Annotated in this window: 4 protein-coding genes; all 4 read right to left on the bottom strand. The window is 58.0% G+C overall.

From position 1 onward, the window contains the following. Positions 1–324: 324 nt before the first annotated feature. The 4 genes from AC09SL_RS22140 to AC09SL_RS22125 all read right to left on the bottom strand — a co-directional run bounded on the left by AC09SL_RS22140 (position 325) and on the right by AC09SL_RS22125 (position 17,960). Entirely contained in the window at positions 325–597 is a 273-nt protein-coding gene (locus tag AC09SL_RS22140) for a colicin immunity domain-containing protein (RefSeq protein ID WP_058544384.1), read from the bottom strand. After that, positions 594–13,268 (bottom strand): two-partner secretion domain-containing protein, encoded by a 12,675-nt coding sequence (locus tag AC09SL_RS22135; protein ID WP_155742106.1) that lies wholly within the window; start codon positions 13,266–13,268, stop codon positions 594–596. The genes AC09SL_RS22140 and AC09SL_RS22135 overlap by 4 nt, the downstream gene beginning before the upstream one ends. Before the next feature lie 24 nt (positions 13,269–13,292). After that, positions 13,293–14,999 carry a ShlB/FhaC/HecB family hemolysin secretion/activation protein gene (locus AC09SL_RS22130; RefSeq protein WP_064107061.1) on the bottom strand — a complete coding sequence of 569 codons (1,707 nt, stop codon included), beginning with the start codon at positions 14,997–14,999 and terminating at the stop codon, positions 13,293–13,295. Between the two features lie 471 nt (positions 15,000–15,470). Next, the gene (locus AC09SL_RS22125; protein ID WP_058546203.1) at positions 15,471–17,960 is read right to left on the bottom strand and encodes a glycoside hydrolase; all 2,490 of its coding nucleotides are present in this window, start codon (positions 17,958–17,960) and stop codon (positions 15,471–15,473) included. Positions 17,961–18,017: the final 57 nt, after the last annotated feature.

Genomic DNA, 18,017 nt, shown 5'->3' with positions numbered 1-18,017 from the left:
TTTCGATGTGATTGGGAGACGGTTGCGAGCGCAAGCTGCTGGGTAACGAAAACGGGCAACCTTTGGGTCGCCCGTTTTTCACATACGCGGAGAGCAAAATGATTGAGACCTTTACAGAATTTGACCCCGCAGAATATCTCAGTACTCCAGAGGCCATTGCGGAGTTCATGAGAGATGCCCGGAGTTGGCTTTTAGCCTTGACTTGAGACCGGCTAATGGGTGTTCCCTTTTTCCATCATGTGTAAAGTCTCCTCAGGGGACAGACCACATTTTCTATCTAAGAAACCGCACAGATAACGTGATCCGTCCCCCCCGTTGAAACAGCTAATCAGGCACTATCTTTTGCACCAAATTCGCAACCTCAGTTCTAAGCATTTCGTCGTCAAGCTCATACTCTTCCCTTGACTCGCTTGGCTCGTACATATCCGCAGCACAAAAAATACTTGATAGACACTCATTTAACGAGGGTTCATCGAGTTGAAGGACGTTCCTATCTCGCTCAATCTTCCAAAGTTCAATATAAGCCTCAGCGAAAATTTCGGCTGTCAGTCTTCCCGCTACAAACGATCGTGCAAATTCTAAAATAGTAAGGCTCATCGCAGCACTCCATTTTTAATGAAATTCTCAAACTGCTGAGTTCCTGGAGAAAGCTTAAATCCCGTCACAAAATTTCCTGTCGCATCAAGCACAACAGCGTTGTTGGTGGCCGAGTTAAAAAACACTTTTGAATCTTTTACAAACCCGTATGTACCTTGCTGAATCGTAGAAGTGGATGCCATATGAGTTTTGATTGCAGATTCATACTGGGCCAGTGTTTCAGAATTCTTCTTTGTTGTCACCACACCAAAATCAGAGGCATGTTTAAATTTCTTATCGAGCTGTTTCTGTGTAACACCAGTTAAGGCCTCAGCAAAACCATTACTTTTTGCACCGGCAATATTTTTCTCTGCATCAACCAACCCCGCAAGATTACCCCCAGCCTTCGGTGTCAGTCCATTACTAGTCTCAAGGTAGAGCTTTCCGTCCGCTGCCAACACCTCCGTGTTACCAGTTTTAGTGTTGATGACCCGACGGTAGCCCTCCGGTAACCCACCCCTCTCGTTGAAAGCCGCACCTACGGAATTACCTTCGCGATAACCTGCCGGCAAAGCAGTTTTCTCCGCCGTTAGGGTCGCGCCCGTACGTATGGCCTTGGCTTCCGTGAACTTATCCAGAGCCGCCTGAACCCTAGGCGAAATCCCTCCTTCGCCAGCGCCAGCACCACGCGCGCCGCCTGAGGTCGGTATGACCAGCGCAGCCACGCTTGTTGCGTTTTCCCACGTGTCAGTAACCTTCGCCAAGTTCGTCAGGTCGTTCAACGCACGCTCAGTCAGAGTGTCCTTGTACTGCGTGCAAGTCGCCGTCGTGCAATTGAGGTCATTCAGAGCGGTTAGCCCGCCCTGGATCGAGGTCAGCAAGGACTTCGCAAATGCACCACTGACGGCCTTCTCCGACCAATCGGTGATTTTGTTACTGATCTGATCGTACTTCCCCCCTTCCCATGTTTTTTTCTGACAAATCTCGTTGTTACCACAGGCATCCATGTCTCCAACAAAGTCGCTCATGTCATGGTGATTGAGGTTGTTGTACTGGGTTGCATTGCCAGCCACAAACGAGCCTGTCTGCAGGCTGTTCGCGTCATCACCAGCCACAGCGGCAGCGGCCACCACACCTAGCAGTTGCGAGGACATGAGCATCAGGTGGTCGCGATTTTGCGGGTCCATCTGGGCCGACATACGCCGCAGCTGGTTGGCGAACGCCTCGTTCACACCAGCCGCCATTGCACCGACTGCGAAGTCGCTGCCCGAAGCTTCGGCGATCATGCCGCCTACTAACGCGTGCAGGGCGATTTTCTCCGGGCTGCCGGTTTTCAGACCGACGTTACCCGCCTGGTCGAAGGAGTAAGCCGCCAAGGTGCTGTAAACCGTCGACTGTAGGATGCCAGCCAACGTCACGTCTCGACCAAAGGCCTTGGAGATTGCGGCAGCGGAAGCATTGTTGACCAACTGCTGGCCCGCAAAATGACTGACGGCTTCGACCGATCCCAAGTCGACTACCATCTTGCCATTGACCTCCTTGGTCATGGTCATGTCGCCCAGATAGTTCTCGGCAACGCCGGCAGTGATGGTCGCAATCGCGGCGTTGGTAAGGCCGTCCTTGCTAAGGATTGCTTTATAACCGGCGCCTATGTCTCCTTTGTTGTTGATGGTCGCAATCGTGCCGGTGGTAGCCACGCTGGCCGCGCCTGCTAGGGTTGCACCGCTCAGGCCGGCGCCAGCAGGACCGAGCAGAACCGTCATCAAAATGGCGACTATCATTTGCGCGGCTGGGCCCATGCCCGAGTTCGCGTATTTGAAGCTGGTGTGGATCTCCTGCACCTGCCGCCAGTCAACACCGCCCTGCGCATCAAGCTCCTTGAGCCACGCCAGTTTTGGGTCGGCCTTGGCCATCGCATCGATAGATTCGCTGACCGTCTGCTTGTTGACCTGCAGCACGTCCGCATGGATCTTGCCCACCGCGCTGATGGCCAAGTCGCCTTGAGCAGTCAGTTCGCTTTGGCGTAGCGTCTCGTCGGTGCGGCCCTTGCCCTTCATGCTGAACCAGACGGAGCTGGACTTGCTTTTCTCGTGACTCTCCTGATGCAGATCCTTGACGCCCTCGAAGGTAATCGAGCCTCCACTTTGCAAGGTCAGGTCGTTGCCACTGTTCAGCCTCGCTACCTGATACCGCTGATCCTCACCGGAAACCAATGTCAGATCACCCCCAGTGGTGATCTCACTCCCCACATGAGTTACCTTGGTCAGCTCATCACGCCGGCTCTGTTTTTTCCCGAAACTGCCTTTCTTCTTTTTCTCATACAGCGAATAGTCGCTGTCCTGTGCGGCCAGAATTGCCAGGCTTTCTCCAGCAACCAGATAAGCTTCATCACCGGCGCTGATACGGCTGGAGATGAGCGCCATGTCTTTCCCGGCACTCATCGCCACATCACCACCAGCGCTGATGGCGCTGCCGATCTGTTTGACGTGGTCCTCTTGGGCCGTGACCTTTTTCGACTTGTAGTAAGAGTGGGTTTCGTTGGCGCCGGAGGAGATTGTCATGTTCTCGTCGGCGGCCAAGGCTATGTTGCGATCGGCGCTGATCTGGCTGGCAATGGCGTTGAAGTCTCGACCGGCATTCACAACGATGTCGCGCCCCGCATCCACCTCCGAGCCTAGTTGGGTGATAGAACTTCTGCGGGTACCACCGGTATTGGAGGTCTGTTGCTGCGCAGAGACGATATTCACATCCCGCCCTGCATCGATTTGCGTGTCGCGCCCGCTGGCCATGACGCTGCCAACGCTGTTGACGTCTCGACCGACGCCCATGGTCAGGTCGTTGGCCGCCTCGATACGCGAGGCGTTATCCGCATAGTCCTGCCGCTGCGTGTAGCCCTTGTTGCTGATACTTGCGGTGGTCAACGTGCGCTCGTTGATTATGTCGCCAACGATCGCATTCATGCTGATGTCACGCCCGGCGATGATGCCGCCGGATTTATTGACAATGGTGTTGCCGGCCAACAGGTCGAGACGGTTGCCGGCTTCAATCAATCCGCTGTTGGTCAGGTTCTCGCCAGCGGATGCGGAGAGGTTTTTCGTAGCCCGAAGCGTGCCGGCATTTTCCAGATCCTTGCCGGCGATCAACGTAACGTTCTGACCGGCAATCAGTGCACCATTAGGTGCCAGACGATTATTGGCCTGGGCCATATACAGAACCGGCACCAGGACTTTTTCGCCGTTCACTTCATGCTCTTCGAGCCAGACGATGTCGTGGGTCAGGGCGGCGACTTGTTGGGCGGTGAGGGTAACGCCTACCGACAGGTTGAGGGCGTCCTTGCTGGCGATGGCGTTGTTCATCAGGTACTTGAACATCGCCTCGTCGGAGGTCTGGCCGTCGATGAAGCGTTGGCCGGTGCGGGCGACGACGGCCTGCTGGATGAGTCTTTGTTCGAACAGGCCGTCGCCCAAGCGCTTGGCGCTGGTGTCAGGGTCGTAGCCGAGGTTCGACAGCAAATAATCCGAACTCATGAATTGCTTGAGGTCGGTGAGAACCGGATTGGTCTCGATCAAGTATTTTTGCGGTTTGGAAGCCACGGTTGCGCTGGGTAGCCCCGTGACCCGCGCCACCGTTTGGCCGGTGACAGGCACTGGCGCGGGGCGACTTACGTCGATCGGCGGCGTGCCCGAAGTGCCCAGTGCAATGTCGGCACCATGGGTGACGGTGCCGTCAAGGGAATGCCCTGGCAGTTGCGGCGTGCCGGGGGATGAGTCCGTTGGGGCGGTGACCTGAATGGCGGACGCGCCGGCGGTGACGCCGCTGCTCTCACGATTCAACAATTGCAACTGTCGTTCGGCGGCGGAAACCTGGGTGACATCGGCGATCTGGATGTCGCGTACATTGGCGGTTGGGGCGGCGGTGGATCGATTCGATGCGCTCACGCTGGCGCCGCCGATTGTCCAGTTCTGCGACACGGCCGGCGTCTGGGACGCTGACGCGTCGCTGGCGCCCTGCCCGCTCAATCGAAACAGGCCGTTTTGCCCGGTAGGGAGGCTGAAACCGGGGAGTGTCAGGGGGTTTATTTGTTGTTGGGCCAAGTCCGGTGGGAGTTGGCTGTTCAGGGTCACGACCGTGGTTTTGCCTGAGCCTGAAGCGGCGGTTGTGGTATTACGGGACGAAGTGGCTATGCCGGTGGAGAATGGGCGCTCCACACCGTTGTTGATTTTGTTTGTTGCGGTAATTGAGACGTTGCCGCCGGCTTGGATGATAGCGGGTACCAAGTGGTCGGACGACGTCGATGAGACAACTACCTGATCAAACGAAGTTGCATTTTTTATAAAGCTTGGTAATTCCGTTCGAACACCGGTCGAATACTGCGAAACAGGAAACTCAATTTCAGGAAGTACTTTGTCTCCATTTCCGCCTCGCCTAATAACAACCGGGCCAAATCTTTGATAATATTCCTTCTCAAAGGGTTTAGCTCCGTCCTGCCCTTTCTGAGAGTAAATAATAGATTCGACACCCGCAGCATTCCAGAAATGCATACCACCATTATATTCGGCATCATTGTAGACATTATAATTTACAAGCCCAGCCATATCATTATAAGTAGGCTTATAATACGAATAATAATCCCGACTTACATAATCCCCTAATGCGGCACCCGAATTTTCAAAATCACCAACAGAAATATCTATATTCCCTGCGGCAGACACCATTGAGTTAGAGTTTGAAAACGACCCACCTTTAATAACCACCCCCCCTGCAGAGACTAATGAAGCCGCACTGGAGTTGACATCTCCAGAAACTTTCACTTTATATTTTTGTTCGTAGACATAATATGAAGCAGGTTGCCGATCATTCCAGTAGCGTGGAAGTCCATCACAGTCGTAACATCCAAACCCTATAGCAGAAGAATACAACTCCGTCTCAGTCTTAAAATCCCCCCGCTTATTAATAATCGAATCCGCATTAATAGAAAAATTCAGCCCACTCTCCATAGTGCCCGAATTATTCTCCATCAGCGCCGACCGTCCACCCAGGTCATTGCGCGCTACATCAATATTCCCCAACGCATAAACATCCGACTTGCGGTTGGTCAAACTCCCCACCCGAAATTTCATATCCGCGCCACTGAACAAAAAGCCACCCTGGTCGTTCAGCAAGGTCGAAGCCGTCAGTTTCAATCCATCCGCGCCGGCCACGGTCCCGTAGTTATTGATGGTGCCCGCATTGATATTCAACGCGCCCGCCGATGTCAGTCGCCCGTAGTTATTCAGGCTGCTCAAACCACCGCGGCCACCAATCGTCGTGGTCGCGCCGCCGGTAATGCTTGCCGTGCTGCTCAAGTCGATCGCAGCGGCGTCTACCGTCATGTCGCCCAGACTGGTGACTCGGCCATTGCCGCTGTACCGCCCGGTCAACTGCAAGCCCATACCACCATCACTGGCGATCAACCCGTTGTTAACCCAGTTCCCGCCCTTGCCTTCCAGTTGCGTCGAAGCCAGCAGTTGCCCGGTCGCGGTCTGGGTGAAGTTGTTGACGTCGACCGTCAGACGTCCGGCCTGGATGGCGCTGGTGTTGGTCCAGGTGTCGGCTTTGAGCGTCAGGCCGCCACGGGTGACGATGTCGCCGCCGGCGCCGGTGACGTTGGCCAGGGAGATGTCGAACGCGCCGTCGCCCAGATGCAGCAATTGGCCGCCGCTGTTGAGGAAGCTGTTGGCAGCCAGAGTGAGGTGAGTGTTGGCGCTTTCCAGCTTGCCGTTGCGGTTGTCGAAGAGGCTACCGATCTGGAAATCTGTTTTGCCTGCTCCCCCAAGCGCTCGCAGTTGACCTGTCTGGTTATCAACGCTGGCGGCGCTGACCACCAAGGTGCTGTCGCTTTCCAGAATGCCGCCACGGTTGGTCAGGGCGCCGTCCAGATCCAAATGGATGGCGCTGCCGGCGAGTTGGCCGGCGGTGTTGTCCAGGCTGGCACCGGTGCCGGCGACCTTGATCAGCCCAGAGGCATAGAGACCACCATTGCGGTTGTTCAGGCTGGCGGTGTCGATGACGATATCGCCCGACTGCGCGGCGATTCGACCACCGTTGTTGTTCAGCCCGGCCAAGGTGCGCAGGTCCAGGCGTTGGCCTTGAATCACGCCACCCTTGTTGTTCACATCGAAGCCGTTGCGCAGCACACCCACGGTTCTCGCCTCAAGGGCGCCCTTGAGGCTGGCGAGGGTGCCGCCACGGTTGTCGATGTTGGCCGCGGTCAGGTTGACATCGCCGGTTTGGGCGATGAGTTTGCCGCCCTGGTTGTCCAGGCCTGCACGTAGTTCAAGACTCAGGCCGGTCTGGCCTTGCATCTCACCCTTGCCGTTGGCAAGGCTCGCGGCATTGAGTGCAACGTCGGCCGTCTGGCTGTAGATCAGGCCGTTGGTGTGGTTCTGCACGGCTCCGGAGGCTGTGATTACCAGCGCATTTTTCGCGGCGACGGTGCCGGTATTGCTGTTGTCCAGACCATCAGTGAGCAAGGTCAACAAGCCCTGGCTGGCGATCTGACCACCTTGGTTATTGATTTGCGTGGCGCGCTCGACCCGCAGTGGGCCGACGCTGGCGATCTTGCCGCTGGTGTTGGTCAGGGCGCCGAGCAAGTCCAGGGTGACAGCAGAGTTGCCGACCAGCTTGCCACCGCTGTTGTCCAGTGTGGTGCCGGTGAAGTTCAAGGCTTTTTGCGCGTTGACGGTACCGCCGGCGTTGCCCAGGGTCATGGCGTTCATGACCAAGAGGGCGCCGCTGTCGATCAGGCCACCTTGGGCGTTGTTCAGCAAACCGCCGGTGACGGTCAGGGTCTGGTCGCTGCCGCTGGACAGAATCCCGCCGCTGCTGTTGTCCAGGCTGGCGGCGCTGACGGTGAGGTTTTTCTGGCCGACCAGCGCACCGCCAGCGCTGTTGAGCAGTGCCCCGCTGAGGGTGACGCCGACGTCGCCATTGCGGCTGGAGAGTGTGCCGTTGTTGCGGTTATCAAGACTGGAACCGTTGACCAGCAGCCCTTGCCAACCAGAGATCAGGCCGTTCTGGTTGAGCAGACTGTTGCCGTCGAGGCTGAGCAGGTTGCTGCTGATCAGCTTGCCGCCGCTGTTATCGAGTGTCTGGCCGCTGAGGTTGAAGCTCTGGCTGCTGGAGATTTCGCCGCCCTGGTTGTTCAGGTTGCGCAGCCCGTTAACGGTTAGCAAACCTTTGGTGGTGACCAGGCCATTGCGGTTGTTCAGGTCATTGTTGCCAAGGTTCAGCGTGACGGCTTTCTCGCCCAGCAGGCGCCCGCCGTTTTGCGTCAGCGCCGCGAGGGTCAGGTTTATATCGCCCTTGGCCGACACTTCGCCGCCATTGCTGGAGTCCAGCGAATCGGCGCCGAGGGTGAGGTCACCTTTGGCATTGATCAGGCCACTGGCGCTGTTGTTTAGGGCCATGGCATTGAGGACCAAAGCATCGCCCGCCAGCACACTGCCGCCTTGGTTGTTCAGGTCACCGCTGTCGAGCGTGAGCAATTGCGCGGCGCTGATCAGGCCTTGAGCCTGGTTATCCAGTTGCTGATCGACCGCCAGGACCAGATTCCCACGGCTGGTGAGCGTGCCGCCGTTGTTGTTCAGGCTTTGGGCGTGGGTATCGACGCTGGCCGCACCGATCAGGCCTTTGACGTTGTTCAGCGCCTGGGCAATGCGCAAGGTCAGGCCCTGGTTGCTGAGCAGCCGGCCGCCATCGTTGTTGAGGTTTTTAGCCGCCAAGGTGAAGGCTTGGGCGCTGGAAATTTCGCCGCCCTGGTTGTTCACACCGTTGAGGTTTTTCAGCAGCAACACGCCGGGGGCGTTGATCAAGCCGCTCTGGTTGTTGAGTTGGCCGTTGTTCATGTCCAGGCTCAGCGAGGTGTTGCTGAACAGTTGACCGCCTTGTTGATCCAGGCCGGAAACCGATGCGGTCAGCGCGCCTTGGCTGCCGATACGACCGCCCTCCTGGTTGGTGACCTGGGCGGCCGAGAGGTTCAGCGTGCTGCCACTGTTGAGCCGGCCCTTCTGGCTGTTGTCGAACGCACCGGTGGTGACGCTCATCGCGCCTTTAGCGCTGATGTTGCCCTGCTGATGATTGTCCAGTGCCGCGCTGGTGAGCAGCAACGCGCCGTCGGTGACCAGTTCGCCGCCCTGGTTGTCCAGACGCCCCAGGCTGTGCAGGGTCAGGTCCGCCGCGCTGGACAGGCTGCCGCCGGTGTTGGTCAGGCTGGCGGCGCTGACATTCAACGTGCCTTCACTGCTGAGCTGGCCTTGGGTGTTGAGCAGATCACGGCTCAGGTTGATGCGCTGGTTCTGCAGGCTGATCAGGTAACCACCGCTGTTGTCCAGCGCGCCGCCCTCCAGGTCCAACCCGGTCTTGGCACTGAGCAAGCCTTTGGTGCGGTTGAGCAGCTTATCCACGGTCAGTTTCAGCGCTTGGCCGGCGAACACCTGGCCGCCATCGCTGTTGTCGAGGTTCTGGCTGAGCAGCGTGACATCGGCGTTACCGGACAGCTCACCGCCACGGTTGTCGAGATCGTCAACGTTAAGATCCAGCGCTTTTGTCGCGCCGATCAAACCGGCCTGACGGTTGTCGAGACTGGCGGCTTTCAGCGTCAGGGCGTCGGTGCTGATCAGCGTGCCTTGACGGTTATCCAACGTGTCGACGGTGGCGTTGAACCCGGTCTTGCCGGCGATGCTGCCGGCACGGTTGTCCAGGCGATCAGAGACCAGCAGCAACGCACCGTCGGCAATCAACGAACCGCGCTGGTTGTCGAACACGGTTGCAACATTCAAGTCCAGGCGGTCACGACTGCTGACCAGGCCATCGCTGTTGTCCAGGCTGTCACTGCGACTGTCCAGGGACGCTGCCGAGATCACGCCGCGGGCGTTGTTGAGCACCTGGGCGGTTCTCAGTATCAGGCCTTGGCTGCTCAGCAATTTACCGCCGTCGCTGTTATCGAGGTTTTGCGTGGTCAGCGTGAAGGCTTGCTGACTGGAGATTTCCCCACCCTGGTTGTTGACGTTCTTGAGGTTGCTCAGCAGCAACGCACCCGAAGCGCTAATCAGGCCACCCTGGTTGTTCAACTGGCCCTGGTTCAGGTCCAGGCTCAGGCGAGTGTTGCTGAACAGTTCACCTTGCTGTTGATCCAGCCCGGTGACCGACGCGGTCAGGGCTTGGCTGCTGGCAATACGGCCAGCGGCGTTGTTCACCTGCGTGGCGTTGAGCTTGAGCGTAGTGCCCGAGGTCAGGCGCCCGCCCTGGCTGTTGTCGAGCGCTCCGGTTTTGACTTGAGTCGCGGCTTTGCCCGAGATCAAGCCCTTTTGGCTGTTATCCAGGCTGGCGCTTTCAAGGGTCAGCGCGGCGTCGGTGCTGATGGAGCCACCCTGGTTGATCAACACGCCACCACTGACGATCGACAACAGGGCGGCGCTGCTCAGGCTGCCCGCGGTGTTATTAAGGCTGCCTGCGTCGACACTCAACTCCCTTTCGCTGCTGATCAAGCCTTTGTTGTTCAACAGTGCGTTATCGAGAGTGATCACCAGGCCGTTGAGGCTGTTGAGCACGCCTTCGCTATTGTCCAGTGTGCTGCCGCTCAGGGTCATGTGGCCTTGGGCGTGGAGCAGCCCTTTGCTCTGGTTGATCAGCTCAGCGACTTTCGCTTCCAGGTCAGTGCCGGCGATGAGTTTGCCACCCTCGCTGTTGTCCAGTCGCTGGCCGCCCACCTTAAGGCCAAGACCTGCGGACAGTTCACCCGCGCGGTTATCGATCTGCCCGACCTGCAGATCCAGCGATTTTGTGGTGCCGACCAAACCACCGTTGCGGTTATCAAGACTCTTGCCGGTCAGGCTCAAATTACCTTGGGCCACCAGCGCACCGCCCTGTTGTTGCAGGCTATCGATAACAGCGGTGAGGTCGGTTTGGCTGGAGATACGACCGAGGCCGTTCTGTACTTCAGCGGCCTTCAAGGTCAGCACACCAACGCTTGTCAGCAGACCCACGCTGTTGTCCAGACGCGAGCCTTCGAAGGTGACGCTGCTTTTGCCCGCGATGACGCCGTTATCACGGTTATCCAGTTGACCGACCGTCAATTGCAGCGCCTTGTCGGCGCGCAGGTTCCCGCCACGGTTATCGAGCGAATCGCTGCGCAAGGTCAGCAGGTTATTGCCGGCCAAGCGGCCACCGCGGTTATCGAGGCTGCCGGTTTGCAGGTCAAGCGCGCCTTTGGCAAGCACTTGGCCTTGGTTCTGATTGTCCAGCAAACCGCTGATGCGCGCGGTCAGGGTGCCGTCGCTGATCAACTGGCCGCCGTCGCTGTTGTTCAAGCTGGTCGCCTTGATATCCACGGCCTTGCCCGAACCGAGCACACCATTGCGGTTGTCCAGCGCGCCGCCGACGTCAATATTCAAGGCATTGTCGCCCAGTACCTGGCCGTTGCTGTTATCCAAGGCCATCGCGTTGAGCCGGGTCAGGCCCGCGCTGGAAATTTCGCCATCGAGGTTGGTCAGCGTGCCGTCGACATTTACGCTCAGGTCCGCATCGCTGCCCAGGTTGCCGCCGCTGTTGTCCAGACTGGCTACGCGTACCTCAAGGCCGTTGGCTGAGATCAGGCCTTTTGCGTTATTCAACGCCTGGGCAATGACCAAATCGAGACGCTGCTGGCTGATGATCGAACCGGCGCGGTTGTCCAGGCTTGTGGCATTCAGGCTGAACGCCTGATCGCTGGAAATCTCGCCGTCGCGGTTGTTCACCGCCGCCAGGTTCTTCAACAACAGACTGCCCGGGGCGTTGATCAGCCCGCCCTGGTTATTCAATTGCCCATGGTTGAGGTCGAGGGAGACGCTGGTGTTGCTGAACAATTGGCCGTTCTGTTGATCGAGGCCGGTGACACTAGCATTCAGGGCTTTTGCACTGGCGATGCGGCCAGTGGCGTTATTCACCTGGCCCGCCTTCAATAGCAGCGTGTCGCTGCTGATCACGCTGCCCTGGGCGTTGAGCAGTTGCCCCGCCAGGTTCAGGCTCAACCCTTGTTGGGCAGAAAGCGATCCCTGGCGATTGTCCAGCGAACCGGCGATCAACTGAGCGTTTTTACTCGCCGTGAGATGTCCGTTCTGATTGTTCACCTGGCCGCTGGCGTTGATGTCGAGCATCTGCCCCGCCGCCACCAGACCTGCCACGTTATCCAGCGAGGCAACGCGCAACGTGACGTTACTCAAGCTGTTGAATTCACCGCTGCCATTGTTCAACTGCCCGACATTGGCCGTCAGGTTGCCATTGCTGCTGACGACGCCCTGGGTGTTGAGCAGCTTGTCGGCGGTGACGTTCAGCACACCGTTGCTCAGGACGCGGCCTTTGTTCTGGTTGTCCAGGGTCCCAGCTTTCACCGTCGTGGTTTGCCCGGCGCTCAGGGTCCCGTCCTGGTTGTTCAACGTTTGCGCAACGTCGGCGGTGAGGTTACGACTGGCGACGATGCTCTTGCCGCTGTTGTTCAGGCTCTGCGCAGTAACGCTCACATCACCCATGGCATTGCGCGTGTTATCGGCATTGACCCCGGCTTCAATGATGCCGTTGTTGCTCAACTGCCCACCCGCGTTCAGGACGATGCCGTCCCGCGCCGCCAGGGTTTGTTGGTTAGTCAGGTTGCCTTGGGTCTGGGCGTTCAGGGTCGTGCCGGCATAGACCGGTCCTTGGGCATCGAGGCTCGCAGCCTTGACGTTAACCGCCCCGCTGGCCGAGGTATCGACCATGCTCAAATGCCCATTGGCATCGAGCTGAATATCACCTCCACTGGCGATCAGTTTGCCGTCCAGCTTCACGCCGACGCCGGCTTCGGTGCCCACCAGTTTGATGGTGCCTGCGTACATACCGCCCAAGGCCGAGGAATCGATGGCCAGTTCCGGCTTGGCGCTGCCGTCGTCCGCGCGGGCGGTGGCGTTGAGGGTGTCGGCGTTGACGTCGTTGCGCCCGGCGACGATGGTCAGGTTCTTGGCCTGGATCTCGGCGTTGATCTTGGCGCTGCGGGTGATGATTTCGAAGTGATCGACGTTATTGGCGTTCAGGCCCGCGCCTTCAATCGTGACGCTGCCCTGGTCCACCTGGTAACGACTCAACTGGCCGTTTTCCACCACCGGTTTGCCGGTGCTCAAGGTCACTTTCGGGCTGTTGATAAAACCGCAGCCATTACAGGTAATACCGTACGGGTTGGCGACGATGACGTGGGCCGATTGCCCCGCCACTTCGGTGTAGCCACGTAACTGGCTGGGGTTGCCGCCGTTGACTTCGTTGAGGATGGTCTTGGCCGCCGTGCCATTGAGGTTCGGGTTGCCGAGGATGATCCCGCCCAACTGGGTGGACTGGGTGCGCGAAGTGGCGTTGTTGAGGATCACGCCGTTGCTGCCGACGTTGTAATCCTTGAACTGGTTGTGGGACAGGCCACTGCCGTTGGGCTTGGCGATATTGACGATGGGCACGCCGTTGCCCGCCCGGTCCAGGCCGGTGCCCGGCGCGCTGACCACGATGCCGTCGGCCTGGGCCCACAGCGGTTGCCAGAACATGACGTTGGCCAACAGGAACGCCAGGCCGCGCTTGGGCATGCCCCAGAACTGCTCGCGGGTTTGCAGGGCAGCGGAAGGCTGGCGGGCCAGGAAGGCGTGTTGGCGGTCGTCCATGATCAGGTCTCGCTGCAGCAAAAATTAGATGGATACATCCACGCGGAAGTAGATCGGCGCTTCGCGCTCGGTCAGGGCATCCGGACGTTCCAGGGAATGGGCGAAGGTGACGCTGGCGTTCAGGTGCTCACCGCGGGCAAACAGCTCCAGCGAGTTGCTCGACATGCGCCCGTGCTGGTCGCCGTTGTAGCGATCCCCACGAATCACGCCTTGGTCATAACCGAGGCTGGTGCCGTATTCGGCGAACACCGGACGCAGCCACTCCAACGTCACCGGGCGACTCCAGCGCAGGTCGTTGCGCCAATAGCCGCCGCTGTCGCCGGACAGCGACTGATCCTTGTAGCCACGAATCGACGATTGGCCGCCCAGGCTCATGCGCTGGGGGCTGAACAGCACGTCTTCACTGCGCTGGCCGGTCATCAGGCTGCTGAAGCTGAAGGATTCGCCCCACACCTGGAACGGTTGCAGGTAGCTGGCGGTGGCGGTGTATTTGCGGTAGCGGGCATCGGCCTGGCCGGGACCTGGATCGTTGTCGCCTTGGGCATCGAAGGCGCCGATACCCTCTTGCAGGCCCAGGTCGAGGTTGACGAAAGCATTGCCAACCCGCCGGCCATGGTTGATGCCGAACAGGGCTTCGCTGAGCCGATTGCTGCTCACCGCCAGCTTGCTGTCTTCGATGAAGTTGTTGGTGCGCAGGTACGCCAGGCCCGTGTTGAGGGAGGTCTTGCTCAGGGCGTCGCGATGGATCACCCGCTCGACCCGCAACTGATGGTTCTGGCTGTCGCCGGTCTGCTTGAAGTTGAAACCGTTGGCTGGGATCTGCGAGCGGTATTCGCTCTGGCTGTAGGTATAACTGACGTTCCACCAGCCAAATGGCAGGTTGTAATAGAGCATGGCGTTGCGGGAGGTGTGCTGGTGGTCGGTCATCGCGTCGTGACCACCGCGCAACATCAACTGGTCGGCCAGGCCCAGCGGGCTGTCCCACTCGAAACTGCTGCCCCACTGCTGCTCGCCGGTGCTGCGCTGGCCGTCGTTGCTGCGCGACAGTCCGGCGCGCCAAGGCTTTTTCGGTTCATTGGTGACCCGCACCTCACTGCCACCGACGTTCTGGCCGGGGGTCAGCTCCATTTTTGCCTGGTTCGACGGCAGGCGATTGAGCTGATCGACCATCTGCTCGATCTCCCGCAGGTTGACCAGCTCGCCGACTGCACCGGGAAAAGCCATCGCCAACTCGCGGTCCGACAGCTTGCTGTTCTCGGCGCCCTTGAGGCCTTCCAACCGCCCCTCGACCACCAGCACTTGCAGGTGACCGCTGGAAAGATCCTGCTGCGGCAGGTAGGCGCGGCTAGTGACCAGGCCCTTTTCGATGTAGTGGTCGGTGATGACTTTGAGCAGCTCGTTAAGCTGCGGCACACCCAGGCATTGGCCGATGTAGGGCGCAAGCAACTGCTCGCGTTCGCCAGCGGAAAGACTGTCGGCGCCCTTGAGTTCGATGGTCTTGATGGGGAAGCAACGGGTATCGGCAGGTGCGGTCGGCTGGGTCGGCTTCGCCTCCTGGCCGGGCAGGTCCTTGAGTTCCTCCAGGCGACGGCGCTGCTCTTCAAGCAAGCGATTCTGGCGTTCGCGGATCAAGTCCGTGTCGCCTGGCGTGGGGGCGGAGTGAGCCAGGGTCAGTGGAGAAAGGCACAGCAAAGCCAGGCACAACCTCGCCCAAAAGGCGGGTGAGGACATGTTCGATCCCTCGAAAAAAGTGACATCAAAATAGTGGCGCGATATTAATGAGCCATCATTTTGACGTCAACTAATTGGGTCTAGCTTCGAGGCTATTACTGGAACCGTTCATCTGAAATCAGACCGCTGCGAAATTGCCGTGTGGCGCCGGAACCTGCTCACGCAGCTGCGTAGGAACTGTGTAGGAGCTGCGTAGGAGCTGTGTAGGAGCTGTCGAGTGCAACGAGGCTGCGATCTTTCCCCAAACACTTGAATCTAAAGCGAAAGATCAAGATCAAGATCAAGATCAAGATCAAAAGATCGCAGGCTTCGCCAGCTCCTACGGAGCCCAGCACGAGCTTGCTTTCTCGCAGCGGCGTGAAATTCAGGTTTGGCTTCATGAAAAACCGGACTCAAGGTCCGGTTTTTATCGAAAGGGCTTGGCCCCGTCTCAGAAAGCAGGGCTATTTTTGCTTCGCAGGTGCATGGCGACTACTTGCCCGCCTCCTCAACGGCTTGCGTATTGCGCGGGCCGAGAGAATATTTCAAGGCCCGTGCCTTCATGGTCCGCGGATCAGGTAAACCTACGGTCTCTGGGCCCGCAAAGCCGGTAACACCTTTGCTGAACGTGGGGTTGATCGCATCGAACAGGAAACTGAAACCTTGTTTGAGCGAGCTCTGGGCGATGCCGTGACACCCCATGCAACCGCCCATGGTCAGGCTTTGGGTGCTGTGCTCGTAATCCGGCACCTTGATGTTCGTTAGGTTGCGCGCATTGGTCAGGGTGTTGTTACCCTGAATCGGAAATACGTTGCTGCCGCGAAACAGCTGAATCCCCGGCTGACTGCTTTCGACCATGATATTGGCCAGGTAGTAATCCGGGTCGGTTTGAGTGCTCGACGGGATGGCCTGCACCCCTTTGAGCCGATAATGCTTCCAGACCGAATTATTGAATTCGCTGCTGCCGTCCATGAGCCGCTTGACCTGGTTGTTCACCGCTACGACTTCCGAATGCATGGTTAATGGTTGCACTACCGAGATCGGCCCAGCCTGTCCCTCGGGGATCCCGTGATTGCCTGAGTAGACGGGCAAATTGGGGTTAGCGCTTACGACTTTGCCCGCCTGCGGCAGGGCAACCGTATAGGTTTTGTTGCCGTCGGAGAAGGTGGCGGTCGGGGGGCTGCTGCTATCGAGACCGGGGTAGGCAATCTGGTTGTAGTTGGCGATGTAATAGAGTCCGGTCGGCGACTTGCCATCGGGCAACGTCAGCGCATCCTCGTGCTCGAACGTGGCGAAGATAAAAGTCGGGTAGTTGGGCGTCTTATGGATGATATGCAAGGCGACCAGTGCGTAGTCTTCGTTCTGCGCCTGCGGGTCACTGTCGGTGCCCTTATAAGTCACCACTGTCGCCGTATGGTAGCGCGCGCGATCCGGTACCGGAATGTCGGCCAGCTTGCGCCATGCTGCCTTGACCTCCACCGCACCGTCGGGCAGCACAATATGATCCGGATAACTGGTCAGGCCTTTCGCATACTCGTAAACGACGGGGTTGGCCTTGGCCTCGAACAGGATCTGGCTGTCGTTTGAAGGGGCGTAATTTCCCCCTGCTTTCGCCACATTCGGCGGATTGACCGGAAAAAAAATAGCGTTTTGTCCTATTTGGGTCGCCTCATCCAGATTGTTGTAAAGGGTGAAGTCAGCGCCTGGCGCCACACGTATCCCGTTCTTGAGAAATTGGGTATAGGTGTATTGCGGGCCTGACCCAAACGCAAGCGTAGGGCCACCAACGTGATTGAACCCTACCGCCGGAAACAGCTCGCTGCGGTGGGCAAAGGTTTGCCACAACAAGGGGTTGGGAGATTGTGAGACCTTGCCCGAATCGGCAAAGCTGCTGCCGGGGTTGCCGACGCCCCGATTAGCCGGTAATGGCGTCTTGGCCATATTGTTCAGTGCAAAAAAACTGCGCCAGGCGAAGGTTGCATAGTCGGTATGGCTAAGACCGGTCGCCAGGTCCGAAGGCAATTGCGGGTTATCCCCAGTGAGATCGCTTGTGGTAATGGCATAGGAAACGCCCAAGCCCGGTGCAGAAGTAAAATATCCTGGGAAGCTCTTGGAAAAATAAGGAGTCCAATTGACCCCATCGGTTGAAGCAAAAGTATTAGGGCCGCTGCTGATAAAAATGCGGTTACCGATCATTGCTGCACGACTCAGGAGAAGCTCTGTTGTGATGCCAGACAGTTTTTGCTCATCGCCCCAGTGACCGCTCCGGTCATAAGTGCGAACGGCCAGATTATTAAGATCATAAGAGTAATAGACCGACAGCTCACCGTTATAAACCACGGGCACGATACTCAGAACTCTATAAGCGTTTGCCTTGAACCCCAGGCTTTCCTTGCTCCACTGTAGGCCATCATCCGACGTTACATAGTAAACAGTGTCATCATCCTCCGCACTGTAGAAGACAAACAGTTGCCCGTTATACACCACAGGACTGTTATTGTCGGCATCGCTGGAGGTCGTCACAGGATTGACCTTGGACCAGTTCACTCCATCTTCGGAGCTGACGCTGTTTATATTGTTCTCGTCGGTAAAGATCAGTACCAGTTTTTGCTTGAACACGGTGACTGAAACATTACCCAAGATGTTAGCTACGGGGATAGGCTGTGGAGAGGACCAATTTTTTCCCTGCGCTGAAGTGGAAAAATAAATATGAGTGGAATCGCTATCAGTGGCCCAGAACATATACAGCTTGCCCTTGAACGATTGCACCGCTGGGGTAAACAACCCCGCCGAGGTGAAGGGCACCATGCTCGTCGAAGAAGGTTGGCCATTAGCGGCATCAGGACGGTCAAACACATCGACTTCGATCCCCACACCTTGTTGCGGCGTGGCGATGACCACGCTTTGCGCGTAAGCCGATGAGATCGTGAGTAAACCGCACAAACACAACATCAGCCGACAGAAAATCGTTCCAAAGCTCATAGGTTTCATTCCTTTGAATTTCACTGCTACGACAGGCCGCCGGGACGTCCTGACTGG

This window comes from Pseudomonas sp. PF05, assembly GCF_056521845.1.
This window is presented reverse-complemented; position numbering and strand designations above follow the sequence as displayed.